At 60.2% G+C, this 21,084-nt stretch carries 18 protein-coding genes; 8 read left to right on the forward strand and 10 right to left on the reverse strand.

Annotated features, from left to right (window positions below; translation table 11 throughout):
* Positions 1–103: 103 nt before the first annotated feature.
* From ACTO3O_RS04420 to ACTO3O_RS04455, 8 genes are all read right to left on the reverse strand, one after another.
* Complete coding sequence (locus tag ACTO3O_RS04420) at positions 104–2,170, reverse strand: peptidylprolyl isomerase (RefSeq protein WP_297830344.1); 2,067 nt, start codon at positions 2,168–2,170, stop codon at positions 104–106.
* A 133-nt stretch (positions 2,171–2,303) separates the two neighbouring features.
* Positions 2,304–3,566 (reverse strand): hemolysin family protein, encoded by a 1,263-nt coding sequence (locus ACTO3O_RS04425; RefSeq protein ID WP_297626445.1) that lies wholly within the window; start codon positions 3,564–3,566, stop codon positions 2,304–2,306.
* 9 nt (positions 3,567–3,575) lie between these two features.
* Positions 3,576–4,232 carry an LPS export ABC transporter periplasmic protein LptC gene (gene lptC, locus ACTO3O_RS04430; protein ID WP_297830342.1) on the reverse strand — a complete coding sequence of 219 codons (657 nt, stop codon included), beginning with the start codon at positions 4,230–4,232 and terminating at the stop codon, positions 3,576–3,578.
* Between the two features lie 50 nt (positions 4,233–4,282).
* Positions 4,283–5,611 (reverse strand): tetratricopeptide repeat protein, encoded by a 1,329-nt coding sequence (locus tag ACTO3O_RS04435; protein ID WP_297830340.1) that lies wholly within the window; start codon positions 5,609–5,611, stop codon positions 4,283–4,285.
* A 168-nt stretch (positions 5,612–5,779) separates the two neighbouring features.
* Positions 5,780–7,048 carry a BamG family beta-barrel-assembly machinery protein gene (bamG, locus tag ACTO3O_RS04440; protein ID WP_297830338.1) on the reverse strand — a complete coding sequence of 423 codons (1,269 nt, stop codon included), beginning with the start codon at positions 7,046–7,048 and terminating at the stop codon, positions 5,780–5,782.
* Between the two features lie 37 nt (positions 7,049–7,085).
* Positions 7,086–7,826 carry a type III pantothenate kinase gene (locus ACTO3O_RS04445; protein WP_297830336.1) on the reverse strand — a complete coding sequence of 247 codons (741 nt, stop codon included), beginning with the start codon at positions 7,824–7,826 and terminating at the stop codon, positions 7,086–7,088.
* 836 nt (positions 7,827–8,662) lie between these two features.
* Entirely contained in the window at positions 8,663–11,980 is a 3,318-nt protein-coding gene (gene mfd / locus ACTO3O_RS04450) for a transcription-repair coupling factor (protein WP_297830334.1), read from the reverse strand.
* Positions 11,981–12,402: 422 nt separating this feature from the next.
* Entirely contained in the window at positions 12,403–13,188 is a 786-nt protein-coding gene (locus ACTO3O_RS04455; RefSeq protein WP_297830332.1) for an OmpA family protein, read from the reverse strand.
* 34 nt (positions 13,189–13,222) lie between these two features.
* On the opposite strand from ACTO3O_RS04455, the gene dxs reads away from it, so the two are divergent.
* The 3 genes from dxs (at position 13,223) to ACTO3O_RS04470 (ending at position 16,391) form a co-directional block, all read left to right on the forward strand.
* Positions 13,223–15,169 (forward strand): 1-deoxy-D-xylulose-5-phosphate synthase, encoded by a 1,947-nt coding sequence (gene dxs / locus ACTO3O_RS04460; protein WP_297830348.1) that lies wholly within the window; start codon positions 13,223–13,225, stop codon positions 15,167–15,169.
* A 404-nt stretch (positions 15,170–15,573) separates the two neighbouring features.
* A complete protein-coding gene (locus tag ACTO3O_RS04465; protein WP_297830329.1) occupies positions 15,574–15,966 on the forward strand; it encodes a hypothetical protein in 393 nt (130 codons plus the stop codon).
* Positions 15,967–15,980: 14 nt separating this feature from the next.
* Entirely contained in the window at positions 15,981–16,391 is a 411-nt protein-coding gene (locus tag ACTO3O_RS04470) for a D-Ala-D-Ala carboxypeptidase family metallohydrolase (protein WP_297830327.1), read from the forward strand.
* 73 nt (positions 16,392–16,464) lie between these two features.
* Here ACTO3O_RS04470 and ACTO3O_RS04475 read toward each other — a convergent pair whose 3' ends face one another.
* Positions 16,465–17,028 carry a response regulator transcription factor gene (locus ACTO3O_RS04475; RefSeq protein WP_297830326.1) on the reverse strand — a complete coding sequence of 188 codons (564 nt, stop codon included), beginning with the start codon at positions 17,026–17,028 and terminating at the stop codon, positions 16,465–16,467.
* On the reverse strand, positions 17,016–17,717 hold the full coding sequence (locus tag ACTO3O_RS04480; RefSeq protein ID WP_297830324.1) for a helix-turn-helix transcriptional regulator: 702 nt from the start codon (positions 17,715–17,717) through the stop codon (positions 17,016–17,018). Before ACTO3O_RS04480 ends, ACTO3O_RS04475 begins: the two co-directional genes overlap by 13 nt.
* 433 nt (positions 17,718–18,150) lie before the next feature.
* Between ACTO3O_RS04480 and dprA the strand changes: the two genes are divergently transcribed.
* The 5 genes from dprA (at position 18,151) to ACTO3O_RS04505 (ending at position 20,933) form a co-directional block, all read left to right on the forward strand.
* Positions 18,151–19,242 (forward strand): DNA-processing protein DprA, encoded by a 1,092-nt coding sequence (dprA, locus tag ACTO3O_RS04485; protein ID WP_297830322.1) that lies wholly within the window; start codon positions 18,151–18,153, stop codon positions 19,240–19,242.
* A gap of 5 nt (positions 19,243–19,247) precedes the next feature.
* Entirely contained in the window at positions 19,248–20,264 is a 1,017-nt protein-coding gene (locus ACTO3O_RS04490) for an NAD-dependent epimerase/dehydratase family protein (RefSeq protein ID WP_297830320.1), read from the forward strand.
* 63 nt (positions 20,265–20,327) lie between these two features.
* Entirely contained in the window at positions 20,328–20,561 is a 234-nt protein-coding gene (rpmB, locus tag ACTO3O_RS04495; RefSeq protein ID WP_294591952.1) for a 50S ribosomal protein L28, read from the forward strand.
* A 25-nt stretch (positions 20,562–20,586) separates the two neighbouring features.
* On the forward strand, positions 20,587–20,769 hold the full coding sequence (gene rpmG, locus ACTO3O_RS04500; RefSeq protein ID WP_294591950.1) for a 50S ribosomal protein L33: 183 nt from the start codon (positions 20,587–20,589) through the stop codon (positions 20,767–20,769).
* 5 nt (positions 20,770–20,774) lie between these two features.
* Entirely contained in the window at positions 20,775–20,933 is a 159-nt protein-coding gene (locus tag ACTO3O_RS04505) for a DUF4295 domain-containing protein (RefSeq protein WP_083377613.1), read from the forward strand.
* The last annotated feature ends 151 nt before the right edge of the window (positions 20,934–21,084 follow it).

The following is a 21,084-nucleotide window of genomic DNA, read 5'->3' on the forward strand; positions in this document are numbered from 1 at the left end:
TACGCGGTCGATGCTGCGTAAGGCCGACATATATGCGATACAATCTGTAAAAAGACTAAGCCTTCTTACTTCATAGAAGCGAGCCGGGACAAATTCACACCGATTAATAGAACCGGTAGCGCGTATCCTGAATGTCGCACAAGTCGAGGAACGCTTCGTAAGCGGCCATAAACGCACTCTGCTGCGCTTCCGCCGCCAGACGAGCCTTTTCCACCGCCACATCCATCGGAGCCGCTTTCCGCTGACCGGTGATCTGAGCCGCATACACCCCGATCCGACCGACGATAGGTTTCGAAACCACCCCCGTCTTGCCGATCCCCGACACCCCGCCGGTAAATGCCGGATCGAAACCGACCTCCGGAGCCATGAATCCGCCGAAATTGATATCGTCGTTGTGCAGCGTATCCACCCCCAAGGTCGAAGCCAAGGCCGCCACCGAAGCCGCCCCCTTCATTTTCGCCGCCAGCATTTCACCCTTTTTCTCCCGCACGACCAAAGTTTTCAAGTCCTCTTTCACCTGTTCGAACGGTGCGATTCCCTTTTCCCGCACCCCGGTAATGGTCGCCACCACGAAATAGTTACCGAACTCTTTGACGTCCGACAGCTCGCCCTGTTCGCCATTGAAAGCCCACCGGGCCAGCTCGCGCGACTGCTGAATCCCGCCGACCGTCCGGTCGTTCGAACCGATAGTCGCCACCCGCTTAGCCAACGCCGCGTCGTTCACCGCCTTTTCGAATCCGCCCGCAGCCGCTGCCGTAGCGAATTTATTGGCCTCGCCATAAACCTGATTCCGAGTCTGTTCGCTCGCCTCCACATTGTAATTCAACACCCCGAGCTGCACCCGGCGCGCCATCCCTTTGCGATCCGTCATTTTCAGGATGCAAATCGCCTCCGGCGTCGTCACCGTCCGGATATCGCCGACATTCATCTCCTTCACGACATCCGCGAACTGCGGCGCCAACACCTGCGGATCCATCATCCCGAGGTCGCCGTCGCCGTCGACCTGCTGCGCTTCGACCGAGTGGGCCCGCGCCGCAGCGGCAAAGTCCGCCCCGCGCTGCAAAGCGTTCAACAAACTGTCGGCAAAAGCCTTCGGTTCCGCCGGAATCACGATGCTGCTCAACCGCACGCTGTCCGGCATGGTCTGCACATCGGCCACCCGGGCCATCGTCCACTGGTCGCCGCTCAATACCGGCCCGTACACCTCATCGGTCCCCGCCCCAAAAGCGAACGCGCCCAATTCGCCGGTCAACTCCCCGGCCTTATAGTATCTGGCATCGAACGGGTTGTGCGAGTTCATCGAGACGAACTGACGCACATTGCCGGTCGTCCGCAGCCCGTCCGCCATCTCGCGAACGTTCTTTTCCGCCGCCGCATAGTCTTCCTGCGAAGGAAGCGCTTCGAAGGTGACGTATTCGATCTCGCGCAAGTCCTGCTGCCGGAACATCCCGCGATGCGTGTCGTAGTATTTCCGCAGCGCAGCATCGTTCACCGTCACCGTGCTGTCCGGCACCGATTCGTACCGGCTCACGAGGTAATCCACCCCGTACGTTTCCCCCTCCAAGGCCGCCATGCGCTCGGCTTCGAAGCCCGTTACGTAAGCCGCCTTGTCCACCAAGGTTTTGAATTTGAAGATCAGGCTCTGGTCGGCCACCTCGCCCTGCAAATAGTTCCAGAAAATCTGCAACCGGCCGGTCGGATCCTGTTCGACATTGGCCAGCAGCTGCCGCAGCATGGCCGGTTCGAACCGCCCGGTCTGCGGATCGCCGAACATCTGGACCAGAATCGGCGACGGGTTGGCACCGCTCATCAGATCGACCAGTTCTTCGTCCGAAACGGTCAGCCCCACCTCCGCCAGCGCCGGTTTCAAGGCCTTGTTCCGGATCATCAGATCCCACGCCTGCACGCGAATCATCTCGTTCTGCTCTTCGTTGGAGCCTTCGCGTCCGGTGGTAATCCGCTGTACTTCGGTGAGTTCGTCGATAGCGTGTCCATACTCCTGCATCGAGATTTTTTCGCCGTCGATCGTCCCGACGTTCATCTTCGAGCTGTTCATCAGGGTGCTCCCCGAGGTGAACATGTCGCCGAGCACGAAAGCCAGCAACGCGACGCCGATCACGATCGCGAGCAGCACGCCGCCTTTGTTTCTGAGGGTGTTGAGAGTTACCATGCTGTTATATTCTCTTTTTTATTTGCTTGTGGAACGACGCCGCGCCGCGCACGCCGATATAATGGGGCAAATGTACTGTTTTTTTTCGACATACGTAACAGTGTGCGTCGTATGCGGCAAAAGCGCCCTCGCCCTACCTGGCCTTTTCCGTCCGGACGAGCTGTACGAGTTCGATGCGGGCGTGCCCCGTCCGGAGTATCTTGATCTTCAGTCCGTCAGCGCGCAACGTATCCCCTGGTTTGGGCAGGTCTTCGCTGCGGTCGAGGATATACCCCGCCAAGGTTTCGTAGCGATCCGACTCGGGAATCCTCAGGTCGTAAGTCTCGTTCAGGTGGTCGATCTCCAGCCGTCCCGCCAATACGTATTCGCCGGGGGCGACCTCCTTTTCGACCAGATGATCGGCGTCGTGTTCGTCCTCGATTTCGCCGAAGATCTGCTCCAGCAAGTCCTCCAGGGTGACCATCCCGGCCGTGCCGCCGAACTCGTCGATCACGACGGCCAGCGACTTGTTCGACCGGGTAAAGGCTTCGAGCAGCTTCCGCTGCGACATGGTCTCGGGCACGTACAAGGTCTCCTGCAACACCTCCCGGATCGTCTTCGGCCCGTCGAACAGGCTCTTCAGATTGGCATATCCGATGATGTTGTCGATCGTCCCGTCGTAGACCGGCAGGCGCGAGAATCCGGTGCCGACGAACATCCGGCGCAGGTCGTCGACCCCTTCGCCGACCTCGATGGCCTCCATCTCGGTGCGCGGCACCATGCACTCCCGCACGCGCTGTTCCGAGAAGTCGAGGGCGTTCTGGAAGAGCCTCACGCGCTGTTCACTGTCCTCCCGTTCCGCAGCGTCGCCCTCCTCGCCCACGGCCGCCTCCTCGACGAGGGTGGCCAAATCGACCTTGCCGAACTCCGTGATCTGCGGGGTCTCTTCCACGCGCCGCCCCATCAGCCGCAACAGGCCGGTGGAGAGCAGGGTGGCGAATTTCGAGATCGGATAGAAGAGGATGTAAAACACGTAGAGCGGCACGGCGAATGTCCGAAGGTAGAAGTTCGGATTGGCGCGCACCACCGCTTTGGGCAAGAATTCCGCGGTGAAGATGATAATAAGGGTCGAGATCAAAGTCTCGGCCGCGTAGTTGGATCGCCCGGCGATAGCCGTATAGAGGAGGCTCATGAAGATCGAATAGACGACCAGCGCGATATTGTTCCCGACCAGAATGGTGGAGATATACTGTCCCGGCGCCTTGAGAAAGAGGCTGGCGATCCTCCCGTAGGTCGGGTGCTGTTTGCGTTCGATTTCGAGCCTCAGCTTGTTCGAGGAGAGGAATGCGATCTCCATCCCGGAAAAAAAGGCCGAGAGCAGCAGGGCGATGAGTATGACGAGAATGGTTGTTCCCATGAAAAATGCCTATTTAGTAGCCGAAGTGTCCGCCGCCACCGGTACAGAACCAACCGTAGAAGTGTCGCGCATGGCCACAGCATCGACTTCGATCTGCCCGACGGTATTTCGGAAGCTCCACCGCTCGAAATTTTCGTCGGCTTCGAAGTTCCGCCCGACGTGCACGCTCCCGCCGTCGATCACCCGGGCGATCGTATCGCTGTATATCTTCTTGGCGGTCTGGTCCCAGAAGAGCCGCTCGGTCAGGAGCGTCCGCGGCTCCTTTCCCGTCTCGTAATTGTGCGCGATGACGTTCCCGCGCGCTTCCCACAGTTTTTGGGTCTCGTTGAAGCGGGCGTAGTCGGCCACGATATCGCTCTCGACCCGCAAAGCGGAGTCGAAGGTCTCGACTTTGATCCCCTCGCGGAACTCCATGAACGGCTCCTTGGCCAACTCGTACCGTTCGAGCAGGGGGGTCTCCATCCGGTACTGTAAATTGCCGTCAACAGAATTAATTCTCCGGTGGTTATAGCTCACCTGGGTTGGCGTCGTCTCAGGGTCGTCCACCGTCGGGGTCGGTTCGTTGTTTCCGCACCGGGCGAAAAAAAGGATGCTTGCCGCTGAAAAAGCAGCGGCAAGCACTCGCCCGCTCCGACAGAAGGTCGGTCGGTCTCTATTTTCGTTCATAAGCATCGAACACAAGTCGTGCAAAGAGAAAGGCATCCCGTGGAGGCGGATTACCGTTCCCGCACCACCGTCCGGCCGCTGATCCAGCCGCAATTGACGGTGTACGAGTCCCCCGGATTGAGCCCGCGCATAAAGGTTTCCTCCGTCTTCGGGAAGTTTGCGCTGTAGTTTCCGATCATCTGCGAAATCGTGGACTGCTGCGGATCATCCGCCGGCAACAAGCGCCGTGCCTGTGCCAGGTTGTCGACCACGAGCCAGAAAGCGGTCTGCCGGTCGAATCCGCTGCACGCACTGCCGCTCCCGCCTGCATAAGCCGATGCGAGGATGAAGTAGGCCAGCCCGTTATTCGGATCGTTGTCGATAGCCTGACGGGCAAACTGGGCCGCTTCGCGATACGAGCTGGACGAGAGCGCCATCCCGGCTCCCTGCAACATGAAGTTGGTCTTCTGTGCCGGATCGGTCTCGTTGTCGATGGCGATACGGAGGTACTCCATCGCCTTTCCGAACTCCTGTTTTTCCTGGAACAGCGAAGCGAGCTGCACCGCCACGTCCGGCCGCGGATTGGCGGCATAGTATTTCTCCAGCATCGTCAGGTAGAAGTCGCTGGAGCAGTTCCCGCGCCGAAGCAGCGCGAGAATGGTTTCGATCAGTTTGGCATTCCCCGGATCGGCTTCGTATTTGGGCCGATAGATTTTTTCGACGGTCTCGCAATTGGCCGCCCCGCTCGACGCGAAGAGGTCGTCGATCGCCTTCATCGCCTCGGCGCGTTCCGGCGATTCGCACCCCGCCAGCCGCTGGCTGAGCCGCTCATAAATATCGATCACCTGTTCCGGCGTCACATCGTCGAGGCGGTAGCTTTCGACCACCGAGTTGAAGTAGGTCACGGCCAAGCCCGGATTGAGCGGGTGTTTTTCATGCAAAGCCTCCTGGAAGAGCTGGAAGAGCCGTTCGCGGTCGGCCGGCATCATAGCGAGGAAGGCTTTCGCCTTTTCCCCCCGCAGATATGCTTCGCCGCGCTGCGGATGGTTGCCGAAGGCTTCGATCCGTTTGTCGAAAAACCAGAGGATGCTGTCCACATACATTTTCCGCTCCTGCAAGCTCTGCGCCCCGAGCGCCTTGCTCTTATAGATCTCGACGCCGCGGATATAGAGGTTCTGGGTCGCCTTCGGAGCGTTTTCGATCAACTGGCGCAGATAGACCGTGGCCTGTCCGTACTCCTTGGCCTTATAAGCGTCGTTGAAGAAGTTGAGGATGCGCACGTTCTGCTCCCGCGATGCCGGATCGCTCCCGTACCTGGGATCCTCGCGGAAGTCCTGTGCGCCGACCGCCCCGCCCAGCAGGCAGAAAGCAGCGATCAGGGAATAAACTCGTGTTTTCATGGTTGCGGTTAGTTTTGGTTTCGTCCGCCCCGGCAAAAGAGGCGAACCGGAAATAAACAAACTGAGGTAAACAACGTTCCGTCGGGGCTGCAAAGCCTCCCCCGGCTCATGAAGTTAACGGAAAAAACGGACTATAAAGTTCGGAGTTCCGGCGGAATTTTGCAAATATTAATTGTATTTCGGCCGCACGAACCAGTAATCGTTCCCGAAGAGGCTCAGCGCGACGGTAAAGTTGAAGTAGCGTTCGCGCACCATATCCTTCGCCCACGAGCCGCGTTCGCCGTATTCGAGGCCGATCCCGACCTTGGAGAAGGTACCGCGTTTGAGGGCGAAATCGACCCCGACCGAAACCGCGGCATCGCGCAGGCGATTCCCCCGCATCGTCAGGTAGCTGTCCCCGTACCGCACCCCCGCTTTATAGGTCCACCGTTTCAAGGCGTTCCGAATATCGAACTGATCGGGCGTATAGGAGAACCCGAGTCGGAAGTCCTGATACACGCCGAGTGAAATTTCCTGTCCCTCGGGAATGGCAAACGCGCCGGCCCAGTCCTGCCGGTTGTAGTCGAATGCGACGGTCAGTTTCGGCCCCTGGAATGCGATCCCCGCCGCCCACTTGGCCGGAATATCCATCTTCGTCCGGCTCCGGGCCGAGTAGATGGTATCCACCATCACCGAGTTGTGCGACAAGGTCAAACGGCTGTCCCGCACGGTAGCCTTCACTTTCGGCTGATACGTCGCTCCGACGGTCAAAGCGTTCTGCTTTCCGACCCGACAGGTATACTGCGCCCCCAGCGTAAACAAGAGTTTGCTGATATTCTTGTTCTCCGACGAGACGATGTTGCGATAGATGGTCGACGAGGTGTAGTCGTTCACCACGACGTTGTACTGCCGTTCGATATCCCCGAACCAGTAGTGCATGGTGGCCCCGAGCGAAAGCCCTTTGGCCACATGTACCCCGAGATTCATGGAGACCTGCGTGATCCCCCCGTCGCCGGCATAGTTATAAATGGTACTCCCCACATTCTGGGTAATATCTGCGCTCCGTTCCACCAACCGGCTGGTGTACCCCACCGAACTGACCGGCGTCAGCGAGAATCCGAGCCCCACGCCCTTCCCCAGCGGCACCGCCAGCCCGAGGTCATGGATATTGAAGGTGTTGTACGAGGTGGAAGTATTCGGACTTTTGGCATAAATATTTTTCCCCTCGCCGGCGAAGTTGAAGAGGGCCGACTGCCGCGGAATGGCGCTCAGCGCCGCCGGGTTGAGGTAGTTGAAGCGATACGGCGTGCGAAAAGCAACCCCCACGCCTCCCATCGGTCGGTTGAAAGCGCTCCCGCCGACCGCCAGGTCGCCGATGCCGTACATCGTGTACGGCGAAAAGGTGTTCAGGCTGCTCATCTGAGCATATGCCGCAGAGATCATGCCTCCGCCGAACATGCTCAGCAACAGGACGATCGCAACGTATCTCGCTCTCCTAACTATTGAGTTGGGCATTGTATTCGAGTATTCGGTTGAGTCCCTCGATCACGAGGTCGTGAGTCACAAATATCGGCTTTTTTACTTTGTCGGCAAAGAAATTCGCGTCCCGACCGGCAAAAAAGAGGGCCAAATCCGGATTTTGCGCTCCGATGCGGTCGATGTACCCCTCGATTTCGTGCACGATACCGACCGCGACGCCGCTTTCGATGGCCTGTCGGGTGGTTCGTCCGGTGAGGGTCGTCTCGCCGGCCGGAGCGCCGCACAGGGGCAACCGGTCGGTCAGCCGATGGAGGGCTTCGAACCGCATGGTCATGCCGGGCGAGATGTTGCCGCCGAGGTATTCGCCGGCGGCGCTCACGCGGTCGATGGTGATGGCAGACCCGAAGTCGAAGATGAGCAGTTCTCGTCCCGGAGCCCGACCCCAGGCTCCCACGGCTGCGGCCATCCGGTCGGCTCCGAGGGTCTCGGGGGTGGCATAGCCATTTCGCAGAGGCACGGGGGTCTGCGCACCGAAGCGAATCAGTCGGCCGACTTGCCGTTCGATAAACGCTTCTGTGGCGGAGTCGGCCAGCCGGGTGGTGGAAAGAATGGCGCGGTCGGTCTCCGGATGCCGCTCCAGCAGGCGCAGGAGGAGATCGCGCTCGAGTTGCGGTTGTGTCTCCCGGGCGACGATTTCGCCGCGATCCACGATGGCGACTTTTGCAAAGGTATTTCCTATGTCGATGACTAAATTCATAATGATCGTCAAGTTCGGGGCAGCCCCGCCCCGGGCAACCGCGGCTACGACAAGGGGACACCGGCCTATGTCGGTCACCTGGGGTTCAGCTGGTCTTCGACCGTCAACAGGACTTTCGCCGTGTTCCTGAACTTCTACGCGGCATATCTCAATCCGAGCGACTCACACAATCGCGGCTACGGTCTTCAGTTGCGTTGCCTCTCGGAATAAACGGGGGATGCTTGCGATTCGAAGAATCGCGCGGGCCGAAGCCTCCCCCAGCGGAGGCCCGCAACTGACGTTGCTGCGGGCCCCGCAGGTTTCAGTCCGTTTGGCAATGCCCTATTCTTTCTGGTTCGGGCTGCGCGCTCCCCGGGTGGGCCGAAGGCCCAGCGCGCAAGCCCGGCGGTTCTACGAACCGCAAAAGCACGACCAACAGCTCGGCCCAACGCAGCACGAAAACCGGCTACGGTTTTCGTGCCCAAAGAACAGTCACAGCCCAAAGCCCAGCCCAGTTCTCCGTCCCGTGTCAGCCTCACTGCGGCTCCGCTGTCGCTTGCCGTCGCCCGCGGCAATTCTTGCCGGGTTGGCCAAGTGCCAACCGGCAGAATATGCCCTTTAAAGCGGGCGGGCGACGGATTTTTCGCGCGGGGACAAGTTTTTTCGCGCGCCTTGGGAAATCGTGTCAAAACGCGCAAGCGCATTTTGACACGATTTCCCTCTTTAGGCAGAGGCGCGCGTCTGTCCTACGAGAGGGAACTGCGCTCGGGCCGCGCGGGCCCCACGTCCCGTGGACGGGAAATGCTTACGCATTTCTACTGGCAGCCTCTACCCCAACAACTAACGACAACCGCCCCTCAACAGCCGGCCAGCCCCTCCAGCGCACGCCGCAAAGCCGTCACCGACTTCGCCTCCCGGACAGACAAAGATAACTTATTGCCCGACTGATTGAGCTTGAACCGCGCCGGAGAGGCCGCCACAGCCTGCAACAACGTCATGAAACGATCGCTCTTGTAAAACGCCGACCGCTCGTCCGCCACGAAATAGAGCGTCGCCCGCCCACCCTTGAGCACAATCCGTTCGATACCGTTCGCCTCCGCCACCCGCCGCAACCAAACCACCTCGAAAAGCTCCTGCACCGGCGACGGAGGCTCGCCGAACCGGTCGGTCAGCCGCGCAATGAACTGCTGCAACGCCTCCTCTGTCCGGATACCGTCCAGCTCCCGATAGAGCCGAATCTTCTCCGCCGTCGTCCCGATGTAGCTGTCCGGCAGATGGGCCGACGAATCGGTCTCGATCACACAGTCGATCGCCGAAACATCCGGCTCCAATCCCTGCTCCTCACGCAACTCGGCCACCGCCTCCGCCATAATTTTCTGATACGTCTCGAACCCGATGTCCGCGATAAAACCGCTCTGTTCCGCCCCCAGAATATTACCCGCACCGCGAATATCCAAGTCCTGCATGGCGATATGAAAACCGCTCCCCAAGTCCGAAAACTCCTCCAACGCCCGCAACCGTCGGTGCGCCTCGCCCGTCACCCGCTCCTCCGACGGGATCAACAGGTAGCAATACGCCTTGCGATTCGTCCGCCCCACCCGTCCCCGCAACTGGTGCAAGTCGGAGAGCCCGAACAGATGGGCATCGTTGATAATCATCGTATTGGCATTCGGAATGTCGATCCCCGACTCGATAATCGTCGTCGCCAGCAGGACATCGTATTCGCCGTAGATGAAGTCCATCATGATCTTCTCCAGCTCGGCCGCCGGCATCTGGCCGTGTCCCACCGCCACCCGCGTCCCCGGACAGAGCCGTTCGATGAGTTCCTTCATCCGCCCGAGACTCTGCACCCGGTTGTGGAGGAAAAAGACCTGTCCGCCGCGATGCAGCTCCGCCTCGATCGCCTCCCGGACGATCTCCTCGTCGAAGACGTCCACTTCGGTGGCCACCGGTTGCCGGTTCGGCGGCGGCGTATTGATGATCGACAGGTCGCGCGCGCCCATCAGCGAGAACTGCAACGTCCGCGGAATCGGCGTCGCCGTCAGGGTCAGCGTATCGACATTGGCCTTGATGTGCCGCAACTTCTCCTTATTCGCCACCCCGAACTTCTGCTCCTCGTCGATGATCAGCAGCCCGAGGTCTTTGAAGCGCACATTCTTGCCCAACAACCGATGGGTACCTATAATAATATCGATCTTGCCCTCCGCCAGGTCGTCGAGAATCTCGCGAGTCTGTTTCGTCGTCTTGACCCGGGAGAAATTCTCGACCCGCACCGGAAAATCCTTCAGCCGTCGCGAAAAAGTACGATAATGCTGGAGGGACAAAACCGTAGTCGGCACCAGCACCGCCACCTGCTTCCCGTCGGTAGCCGCTTTGAAGGCCGCGCGAATCGCGATCTCGGTCTTCCCGAACCCCACGTCGCCGCAGACCAGCCGATCCATCGGCACCGCCTGCTCCATATCCTCCTTCACGGCCTGCGTAGCGCTCTGCTGGTCGGGCGTGTCCTCGTAGAGGAACGAAGCCTCCAACTCCTGTTGCAGAAAGCCGTCGGGCGAGTAGGCATATCCCCGGCTCGCCTTCCGCCGCGCATAGAGGGCGATCAGCTCCCGGGCGATGTCCTTGACCTTGCTTTTGGCGGTCTGTTTGAGTTTCTGCCAGGCCCCCGAACCGAGTTTGTGAATCTTAGGTTCCGGCGCGTCCTTGTCCTTGTATTTGCTAATCCGGTGCAGGGAGTGGACATTGACGAAGAGGATGTCGTTGTCGCGGTAGACCAGCTTGATAAACTCCTGCACCACACCATTGGTCGTGCTCCGCACCAGCCCGCCGAATTTCCCCACCCCGTGGTCGATATGCACCACGTAGTCGCCCACCTGCAAAGCATTGAGCTCCGCGACGGTCATGCTCTCGCGCCGGTCGATCTCGTTGGGAACAGTGTAGCGGTGGTAGCGGTCGAAAATCTGGTGGTCGGTGTAGAGGGCGAGGTGCAGAGCGGGCAAGACGAACCCTCCGTGCAAGGTGAGCGGCACATGGCCGTATCCCACATGTTCGAGCCCCACGGAGTCGAAGACGTTTTCGAGCCGCTCCATCTGGGCGCGGTTCTCGGTGAGGATATAGGTGGTTCTCCCCTCGTCGTTCCCTCGCCGAATATCGTCGGCGAGCAGTTCGAAGTTTTTGTTGAACTGGGGCTGGGGCGAAGCTCCGAAGTCGATATCGGCTCCCCCGGCCACCCGCTCGGGCGCATGGACATTCAGCGAAATCCACCGCCAAGCCTGGGTCTCGGCAACGAACTGTTTCCGGCTGGTCACCTGGCTGTCGATGGCGGAGGGCTCGTCGAGCTCGCCGAGGAGCTTCGTCCGAATCTGGTCGAGCCGACCGAGAAAGTGGACGGGGTTGGTCATCCACAAGGTCACCTCTCCAGGGCCGATGTACTCCGGCAGCGAGACGCGTTTTTCAGCCAATTCCGGATTTTTGAGGTTGGGTACGATCTCGATCTCGTCGCGGGTTTCGGTCGACAGCTGGGTGCCGACGTTGAAGAGCCGGATCGATTCGATGTCGTCGCCGAAAAAGTCGATCCGGTAGGGTTTGTTGTCGCCGAACGAGAAGAGGTCGATGATCCCGCCGCGCCGGGCGTACTGGCCCGGTTCGCCGACGAAATCGACATGTTCGAAGCGGTATTCGCCGAGCTGTTGTTCGAGCTCGTCCATGCCGATCCGCTGCCCTCGCCGCAGACGGAGGATATGCTCGGAGAGCCGCTGCCGATCGGCGACTTTTTCGGCCAAGGCCTCGGGATAGGTGCAGATAATGAGCGGCTTCCGGGAGCTGTCGTACCCGGCGAGGGCGGTCAGCACGGCTGTCCGCTGGACGATGCCGGCGGGGTCTTCGCGACGGGTCTGGACGGAGCGCTTGTAGGCGGTGGGATATAACAGTATCGCGCCGGAAAATTCTTCCCCGGCGATGTTGATCAGGTCGTTGCAGAGATAGGAGGCGTCGTCGCGGTCGTCGGCAACGAGCAGATGGATGCCGCCTTTCTGCCGGGCGATGCCGCGGACGACAAAGGCGAGCAACGACCCGGCCAACCCCCGAATCCGCAAGGTGCGCTCGCTCTCGTACCGCTCCCGAAACTCGACTTGCGAGGCACTCTCGTCGATCCGCTGCACTAACTGCTCTATGGTCATCTTTCGTGATGATTATCTTTTCAATTGTCTGTACTTGCCCGGGAGGGTACTGTTCTCTTTGTGAACAAAGAGAACCAGAAAAACTTTCAAGGATGCTTCGCATCCTCAAGCTGCCGGCGGCCCACCTCGCGACCTTTCTTTGGGTCGGGAGTTGTAGCGCGCCAAAGGTTAAGTTCGCATTAAGCGCGCTACAACCCCGATCCAAAAGGAATTACAGAGACTGAGGACTGCGGAGCCTAAGGAGTAGCGTAGCTATTATGAAAGTTTACCTTAAGGTTTCCTCCTTGCGCCTCGGCCATTCAAGTAAACTTGATGGCAACTCGGCTGCTACGTCGGCTTTGGTGCCGCTTTTTACAAAAAGCGGCAGTTCCATGCGGGTAGACACGACTAAACGAAGATTATTCAGACAACGAAAGGAGCGACTATCGCGTCGCGTCCGTCATGCGTCCCGCCCGTTCGAGCAACTCCGACAGCCGATCCATGTCCGGCGTGAGGATGATCTCCGTCCGTCGGTTTTGGGCCCTCGCCTCCGGATCCGTTCCCCCCACCAGCGGCACATACTGGCTGCGTCCCGCCGCCGTGATCCGCTTCGGCGCAATCCCCCGGTTCCGCAGCAGGATACGCACCACCGCCGTCGCCCGGTGGACACTCAAGTCCCAATTATCGATGATTTGATCCCCCTCTTTGGAGCGATACGGCAGATTATCCGTGTGCCCCTCCACCATGATCCGGATCGCCGGATTGCGCGCCAGCACCTCGCCCACCTTCATCACCGCCCGTTCGCCCGCCGGCGACACCTCCGCCTTTCCCAGCTCGAACAGCAGCTTCTCGTCCACCGACACATAGATCATCCCCCCGCGTTCCGAGACCGTCAGCCCCTCGCTGTCGAAATCGCGCAGCGCCTCACCCAGCAGCGTCCTCACCTCCGTCAGGATCCTCGTCCGCTCCTTGAGCAGCGTCCGGAGCTCCGCATTCGTCAGCCCCTCCGCATAGTGCGTCGAGTCCAGCGCCTGATATTGCGCCTCCAGTGCCGCCCGCTGCTCCCGCAACTGCTCGTTCTCCGCCCGGAGCGTCGCGCTCCCCGTCTCGCACCTCAACGCCCTCGTCTGCGTTTCGCGGTATTTCTTCATCGAGACGCACGACACCCCGCCCCACAAAACCACCACCGCCCCGAGCATCGCCGCCCCGACTATTTTTCCTTTTTTCATAAGGCGAAGGTACAAATTTTCTATCTTTGTGATTATGCCCACAGCCGAAAAGAAGACGCAAGCCACCACCTACCTCGACCGGATCGACTCGCCGGCCGACCTGCGACGACTCGCCATCGACGAGCTGCCGGCCTACTGCGCCGAGCTGCGGGAGTTCATCATCCGCGAAGTATCGACCAATCCGGGCCACCTCGGCTCCAGCCTCGGAGCAGTGGAGCTGGCCGTGGCCATCCACTACGTCTACGACACCCCGAACGACAAACTCGTCTGGGACGTGGGGCACCAGGCCTACGCCCACAAAATCATCACCGGTCGGCGGGATCGGTTCCACACCAACCGCAAGCTGGGCGGCATCAGCGGTTTTCCGAAGATGAGCGAGAGCCCGTTCGACGCTTTCGGAGCGGGACACTCCTCCATTTCGATTTCGGCCGCGCTGGGACTGCTGCGGGGCATGCAGACCGAGACGGGCGGGGGAGCGAAGTGCGTGGCCGTGATCGGCGACGGAGCGATGACCGGCGGCTTGGCTTTCGAAGGGCTCAACAACGCCGGTGCCGATCCGGCGAACGACTTGCTGGTCGTGCTCAACGACAACCGCATCTCGATCGACCCGAACGTCGGGGCACTGAAAGAGGCTTTGCTGGAGATCAGCACCTCGCGCCATTACAACTGGTTCAAGGATACGACCTGGCGCGCGCTGGATCGGACACCGCGGCTGCGGCGGATGATCCAGAAGATCGTCAATGGCGCCAAATCGTTCTTCCTGCACCAGAGCAACCTCTTCGAATCGTTCAATTTCCGGTATTTCGGGCCGGTGGACGGGAACGACGTCGTGGCACTCGTGCGGGCGCTGCGCGACCTGCGGAGTCTGCCGGGGCCGAAGATCCTGCATACGCTGACAGTCAAGGGGAAGGGGTATGCGCCGGCCGAGCGGGATCAGACCGAGTGGCACGCACCCGGAAAGTTCGATCCGGAGACAGGCGAACGGTTTGCAGCCGCAAAGGCCGAATCCGGCATGCAAACGCTGAAGTTTCAGGAGGTATTCGGCCACACGCTGGTCGAGCTGGCGGAGGCGGACGAGCGGATCGTGGGCATTACGCCGGCGATGCCGACCGGCTGTTCGATGAACCTGCTGATGGAGCGGATGCCGGATCGGGCCTACGACGTGGGGATCGCGGAGGGACACGCCGTGACCTTTTCGGCGGGGCTGGCGGCGGCGGGACGCGTGCCGTTCTGCAACATCTACTCGTCGTTCATGCAGCGAGCGGTGGACAACATCATCCACGACGCCGCTTTGCAGCGGCTGCCGGTGGTGCTCTGCCTGGATCGTGCCGGGCTGGTGGGGGAAGACGGGGCGACGCACCACGGGGCGTTCGACCTTTCTCTGCTGCGGGGGATTCCGGAGCTGACGATCGCGGCGCCGATCGATGCCATGGAGTTGCGGAACCTGATGTACACGGCGACGCTGGCGAACAATGGGATGTGGGTGATCCGCTATCCGCGGGGCGGGGCCTTTGCGGCGGGGGAAGTGCTCGGGGCACCCTTTTCGCGTATAGAAGTGGGGAAAGGACGTATTTTGAACGAGCCTGAAAACGCGAATGTTGCGATACTTTCCATCGGCGCGATCGGGCTGGAGGCGGCTAAGGCGGTGGAGGCTTTGGCCGGAGAGGGGATTGCGGTGGCGCACTATGATTTACGGTTCGCCAAGCCGCTGGACGAGGAGTTGCTGCTGCGGATCGCGACGCGAGGTTATCGACGGGTGGTGACGGTCGAGGACGGGGTGATTGCGGGGGGCGTAGGCTCGGCGGTGTTGGAGTTTCTGTCCGACCGGAACCTGCTGGGCGGGGCCGTGCGGGAAGTGGTGCGGCTGGGGCTGCCGGATCGGTTCGTGGAACACGGAGCGGTGGGCGAGCTTCAGCGGGCGTGCGGCATCGATGCCGAATCCCTGGCGGAACGGATCAAGGGTTTTGCGGCGGCGGATTAGTATCGTTAGTATCCTCAACAAAAAAAGGCTTCGGAATTTTTTCCGAAGCCTTTTTTCGTCCCCTCGCAAACCCGAACGAGCCATTCGCAAACCGCCCGCAGCCCGCAGCAGAGACCGATTCTATCTTCGCAACAGAGGCTCCGCACCGCGAGCCCCTGATTCACCCACCCAGGCCGTCCGACCGGCATTCCCTGCCCCGATTACTCCACCCTGATCCCCGCCGACCTGAATCGCTGCTCGATCCTGGTCGGGATTTCGTCTGTCCGTGCTGCGGCTGCCGGCTCGTCCTGATGCGCGAAGCCTCAGCCCAAGCCCTCGGCGAGTTGGAAAAGGTCGCCGAAGCGCAACGGAACGTCGGGAATAAAAGTCGTGTCAACCTTTAACCCTTTATTTGTCGAATTCCGATGAGATCCGCTATTTTGCGCCTGTTCCTCCTGGCCCTCCCCCTCCTCCCGAGCGCCGGCCACACCCCCCTGACGCGCCGAACCCTCCCCTCCTCTCCGGCCGTCGCGATGGAGACCCTGCAACAAACGCTCCGCGCAGCCGACACCCTGTCGAGACCGGTCGTTCTTCCGGCTTCGTTCGACGAAGCGATCGACCTGATCCAGAACCTCCGCCCGCAGGAGATAACGCTCGATGGCGAGAATCGGCTCCGTTTCCGGTACTCCGACAAATGGTTTCAGCACGCAGACGAGGGCTCGGGCAGCGAACAGTCGTACATCCTGTACGAACGCTCCGCCGACGGACGACTCGCCCCAGTCGTCCGCTTCACGGGCCGGAAACGGCGCAACGATTAACTATATAAAAGGATATGAAGTATTTTACGGTAGAGGAGTTGTGCCGTTCGGCGACGGCGGCAGCCCGGAGAATCGACAACCGACCGCCGAACGAGGCGGCCGGTCGACTGCAAACCCTGATCGAGGAGCTGCTCGACCCGATCCGCGCCGCGTGGGGAGCTCCCGTGACGGTCAATAGCGGTTACCGGTCACCGGAGCTGAACGCAGCGGTGGGCGGTGTCGCGACGTCGCAACACATGCGGGGCGAGGCAGCCGACCTGAGCGTGGGCGCTCCGGCAGCCAACGAACGGTTTTTCCGCCGCATCGAAGAGCTGCAACGGGCCGGAACGATCGAATTCGACCAACTGATCGACGAAGCCCACTACCGTTGGGTACATATCTCCTACCGCCGCGGGGCGAACCGGAGGCAGGTGTTACATCTGTAAACCGCCCTCGTCCCATAGCAAAACGAGAGGCTCGACCATTCAGTCGAGCCTCTCGTTTTATACGTCCCGCACCTCAAAGCGGCATGTCGTCCGCCGAGATATAGCCGTGCATCAAGGCATAGAGGGTCAGTCCCGAAACCGTTTTGATGCCGAGTTTGGCAGTAATATTTTTGCGGTGGGTCAGGACGGTATTGAGACTGATGTGCAACCGGTCGGCAATCTCTTTGTTGATCGCTCCGCTGACCACCAGACGCAGCACCTCGACCTCGCGCCCGGAGAGGTCGGTCGAAGATTTCTCGTCCTCCGACCGGTCGTCTCGCCAGAGTCGCCCGATCTGCTCCACCACCTCCTCCAGCGTGCCACGGGTCGATACGACATACGGGGTCTCGCAGCCGCCACCGCCGCTCTCCTGCGGCGCGAGAATCACGCAGCGCGCCCGATGGGTCAGGAAAAAATCGACTTCGGTTGCGAACGCCGCACTGTCTGTAAAATAGAGGTCGAAGGCTCTCTCCTCGCGCAAAGCGTCGTCCACGGCGGCGAAACATTCGACCTCCACCGGTGCGAAATAGCGTTCCAGCAGGGCCGCCAGCCCGGCGCGTTGCAGCAGGTCGGACAAGACAACGGCTATGCGCGGCATAAGGCATCGATCAAAGGGGTGAGTATGCGGTCGCGGATGCGGTTGTGCTGGCGGATGTCGCGTTCGATGCTCCCGATGGCAAAGATGACGGCATAGGCCAGATTGTCATCGTATTCGCCGCTCAGGTGGCGCACCATGATGCTGCGCAGGTCGCGCAGTAGCCCGACGGTCGGATCCTCCTCTTCGTCCGCAGCGGTCTGAGGCGCCGGGCAAGGCCTCGGCACACTCCCCTGCGGCACCGTCCCTGCGCTCAAAGCGGCACAATACGGAAACCAGACCTCGGCATCGTAGTCGATGGCAGCGATCAAACTCTCCTTGAACCGCTCGAAGAACCGCCCGAGCAAAGCGAGCTGGCTGTTTTCGCCGCCGCCGGCGATCAGCCGGGCGAGGTGCCGCTCGATGTTGGGCAGCTGGTAGTGCAGATAATAGGCGTTGGTTTTGCTCAGGTAATCGACGATTCGGCTGACGTGAAACGATTTGAGACGCTGTTCGGGAAAATACTCGTCGAACAGGTAGGTGTTCATGAGCAGAAGCATGAATTCCGGATCGAGCCGATGTTCGTCGCACACGGCGGCAAGGGTCCGATCACCCAATCCGAGCCGAATGCCGAACCGGTTCACGAGGGGGATCAGACTGGGATGCTGCTCCAGTGCCGAACTCAACGGGGTGTCGCTTGTCAATAGTGCCATGTCGTAAAGATAACGATTTTTCCCCTGACGCTTTTTGGTGCCGGACGGAACTGCCGCTTTTTGTAAAAAGCGGCACCAAAACCGACGTAGCAGCCGAGTTGCCATCAAGTTTACTTGAATGGCCGAGGCGCAAGGAGGAAACCTTAAGGTAAACTTTTATGCTAGCTACGCTACTCCTTAGGCTCCGCAGTCCGCAGTCTTCGCGAGTCTGTCGGGCTGGGTTTTCTCGGCGAGCGCGCTTAGGGTATTATGCCCATTATTAGCGCGCTGCGCCGGAAAACTACAGCCCAACGAATAAACCGAGATTTGGGCCGCCGGCAGCTTGAGGATGCGAAGCATCCGTCTGAAGTTTTTTTGGTTCTTTTTGTTCACAAAAAGAACAGTACCCTCCAGCACAAAGAACGACAGGCAGAAATATCGTTATCTTTACGAGATGAAACAGAGTATAGCCTTGTCGTTGGTCGAAGGCATCGGGAGCCGCCACATGCGGAAGTTGCTCGACACCTTCGGGAGCGCTGACGCCGTTATGGAAGCCGACATCGAGCAGCTGATGAGCGCCGGTCTGCCCCTGCGTCTGGCCCAGCGCGTCGCCTCTCACGCCAGCGAAGCCCGTGCCCGGAGCGTGCTCGACCTCTGCGAACGCACCGGCGTCCGCGTACTGACCAACGAAATGGACACCTTTCCCCGCGCCTTCGCCGAATGTCCCGACGCCCCCTGCGTGCTGTACGTGCGCGGCGATATCGACTTCAACAACGGTCACTGGCTCTCCGTCGTCGGCACCCGGAACGCCACACCCGGCGGCACCGCCGCCACGGAACGCGTCGTTCGCGACCTCTCCCTGCGGAGCTCCGACACCGTCATTGTCAGCGGTCTGGCCTTCGGCATCGACAAAGCCGCCCACGTCGCCGCCCTGAAATACCGGCTCCGCACCGTCGCCATTATGGCCGGCTGGGTAGACGACATCGTACCCCGGAGCCACTACTACCTCGCCCGCCAGATCCTCGAATCCGGCGGCGCCATCGTCTCCGACATGCCGCCCGGCACCGTCATCGACCGCGGCAACTTCCTCAGCCGCAACCGGCTCATCGCCGGGCTGAGCGCCGCCACCATCGTCGTCGAATCGGCCGCCCGCGGCGGTTCGTTAGTCACCGCCGACATCGCATCCAGCTACCACAAAGAACTTTTCGCCCTTCCCGGCCCCATCGACGCACCGGCCAGCGAAGGGACGAACATGCTCATCCGGTCGAACAAAGCTATCCTGTACCAGAGCGCCGAAGACGTGTGGGACACCCTGAACTGGTCGGCCGAACCGCCCCGGGCGACGACCGAAGCCCCCTCCCTTTCCGCGCTCACCGAGCGGCAGCGGATGGCCTACGAAGCCTTTCCCGAACGACAGCGGTTAGATGCCGAGACCCTGGCCGACCTGTGGCAGGTACCCCTGTGGGAGGCATCGAGCCTCGTGGGCCAGCTCCGCGCCAAAGGCCTCGTAGCCGTCGACCCCTATAAATGCTACTACAAAATCTGACCGCCATGAAAAACCTCCTCATCACCGGAGCCACCGGACTGGTGGGCAGTCACCTGATCGCCGAACTGCTGCGCCGCAACCAGTCGGTCGACCCAGCGGAACGCTGCGAAATTACAGCCGTCGCGCATTCCGAAACCTCGTGGAACCGCCTCGAATGGCTCCTCCGGCACGAAAAACTCGACAGAGAGCCATACCGGAAATCGGTCGCCGCGCTGGAATATATCGATGACTGTCGGCAAACCCTGGCCGATTGCCGCCCCGACACGATCTTCCACTGCGCGGCCCAAGTCGCCGTAGGCTCGGCCCACAACGGCGAACAATTAGTGAGCCGAAACGTCGAAATCACCCACAACCTCGCCACCGCCGCCCTCGAAATGCCATCGGCCCCCCCCCGTCCGCTGTTCGTCCACGTCAGCTCCATCGCCGCGCTGGGACACGCCGCCGGGCCCTCCGGCCGGATCGACGAGAGGGCGATCATGGAGAACCTCGCCGGCGCATCGCCCTACGCCCGGAGCAAATTCCTCTCCGAGAACGAAGTCTGGCGCGCCGCGGCACACGGACTGCCCGTCGTGATCGTCAATCCGGCCGTCATCGTCGGCCTCCAGGCCCCGGAAACCGGCTTTTGGCTGAACGGTCTTTTCCGGGCAGCCCGCAAAGGGGCCAACCGGTTCTGGCTCGACGGCGAAACCGCTTTCGTCACCGCCACCGACGTGGCACGCGCCATGATTTTGCTGGCCGAAAATCCCGAATCCTGGGGAAAACGATACATCCTGTCAGCCGAAAATCTCTCGTTCCGGCGTTTTTTAGGAGCCATCGCCCAGGCCGTCGGCCGCTCCGAACCCACCCTTCGCGTGCCCCGCTGGCTGCTGAAAACGAGCGTTCCGCTCTTTCCCTCCATGGGCGCCGTCATCGCCCCCCACACCCCTGTCGACGGCTCCGCCATCCTGAACGCCGTTCCGTTCCGCTACACCGAACTGTCGGAACTCTGGCCCCAAATCGCCCTCGCGACCGAAAAAATTTGATAATTCGAATTTTAATACCGAAATTTGCACTCTGTTTTATTCATTCAACCGACCTGAAAAGCAATGAAAGTTTGTCAAATCACCGGGAAAGGGGCGCAGGGCGGACACAACGTGTCGCACTCGAACAAGAAGACCAAGCGCACGTTCAGCCCGAATCTGAAGAGCAAACGGTTCTTCCTCGAAGAGGAAAATCGTTGGGTGACGCTGAAAATTTCGGCGGCTGCTATGCGTACCATCAACAAGAACGGCTTGAGCAAAGCACTGAAAAACGCTGCTGCGCTGCCGAAGATTTACTAACCGTTAGTCCGAGAGATCGAAAAAAATGGCTAAAAAAGGAAACCGCGTACAGGTGATCCTGGAGTGCACCGAGCACAAGGAGAGCGGGATGCCGGGTATGTCCCGTTACATCACCACCAAGAATAAGAAAAATACGCCGGATCGGATGGAACGCAAGAAATACAATCCGATTCTGAAACGCGTGACCGTTCACCGCGAAATTAAATAATCGTCATGGCAAAGAAAGTAGTCGCTACGCTCAAAACCGCCGCAAACGGCAAGAACGTAACCAAATGCATCAAAATGGTGAAGTCGGAAAAGACCGGGGCTTATACGTTCAAAACCGAGATCGTTCCGAACGAAGAGGTGAAAGATTTCTTCGCAAAGAAGTAGTCCAGATATTTTCTCCTCCTTTTCCGCATTTTTGCATCTCCTTATCTCGATCGTTGAGGAAAGAGAATGCGATGTAAAGAAAAGAAACCATTTACGAGACGTCGTTTACGCCGTCAGAGGGGTTTAGAACGGCGTAAAGCGGTGGGGGGGT

This window comes from Rikenella sp. (assembly GCF_056799795.1).

Coding starts and splice junctions, on each gene's coding strand:
- ACTO3O_RS04425 (WP_297626445.1), bottom strand. CDS start 3,566: ATGGGAACAACCATTCTCGTCATACTCATCGCCCTGCTGCTCTCGGCC.
- ACTO3O_RS04480 (WP_297830324.1), bottom strand. CDS start 17,717: ATGGCACTATTGACAAGCGACACCCCGTTGAGTTCGGCACTGGAGCAG.
- rpmG (WP_294591950.1), top strand. CDS start 20,587: ATGGCTAAAAAAGGAAACCGCGTACAGGTGATCCTGGAGTGCACCGAG.
- ACTO3O_RS04490 (WP_297830320.1), top strand. CDS start 19,248: ATGAAAAACCTCCTCATCACCGGAGCCACCGGACTGGTGGGCAGTCAC.
- ACTO3O_RS04465 (WP_297830329.1), top strand. CDS start 15,574: ATGAGATCCGCTATTTTGCGCCTGTTCCTCCTGGCCCTCCCCCTCCTC.
- dxs (WP_297830348.1), top strand. CDS start 13,223: ATGCCCACAGCCGAAAAGAAGACGCAAGCCACCACCTACCTCGACCGG.
- mfd (WP_297830334.1), bottom strand. CDS start 11,980: ATGACCATAGAGCAGTTAGTGCAGCGGATCGACGAGAGTGCCTCGCAA.
- ACTO3O_RS04435 (WP_297830340.1), bottom strand. CDS start 5,611: ATGAAAACACGAGTTTATTCCCTGATCGCTGCTTTCTGCCTGCTGGGC.
- lptC (WP_297830342.1), bottom strand. CDS start 4,232: ATGAACGAAAATAGAGACCGACCGACCTTCTGTCGGAGCGGGCGAGTG.
- ACTO3O_RS04455 (WP_297830332.1), bottom strand. CDS start 13,188: ATGAAAAAAGGAAAAATAGTCGGGGCGGCGATGCTCGGGGCGGTGGTG.
- ACTO3O_RS04505 (WP_083377613.1), top strand. CDS start 20,775: ATGGCAAAGAAAGTAGTCGCTACGCTCAAAACCGCCGCAAACGGCAAG.
- dprA (WP_297830322.1), top strand. CDS start 18,151: ATGAAACAGAGTATAGCCTTGTCGTTGGTCGAAGGCATCGGGAGCCGC.
- ACTO3O_RS04475 (WP_297830326.1), bottom strand. CDS start 17,028: ATGCCGCGCATAGCCGTTGTCTTGTCCGACCTGCTGCAACGCGCCGGG.
- bamG (WP_297830338.1), bottom strand. CDS start 7,048: ATGTTCGGCGGAGGCATGATCTCTGCGGCATATGCTCAGATGAGCAGC.
- ACTO3O_RS04420 (WP_297830344.1), bottom strand. CDS start 2,170: ATGGTAACTCTCAACACCCTCAGAAACAAAGGCGGCGTGCTGCTCGCG.
- ACTO3O_RS04470 (WP_297830327.1), top strand. CDS start 15,981: ATGAAGTATTTTACGGTAGAGGAGTTGTGCCGTTCGGCGACGGCGGCA.
- ACTO3O_RS04445 (WP_297830336.1), bottom strand. CDS start 7,826: ATGAATTTAGTCATCGACATAGGAAATACCTTTGCAAAAGTCGCCATC.
- rpmB (WP_294591952.1), top strand. CDS start 20,328: ATGAAAGTTTGTCAAATCACCGGGAAAGGGGCGCAGGGCGGACACAAC.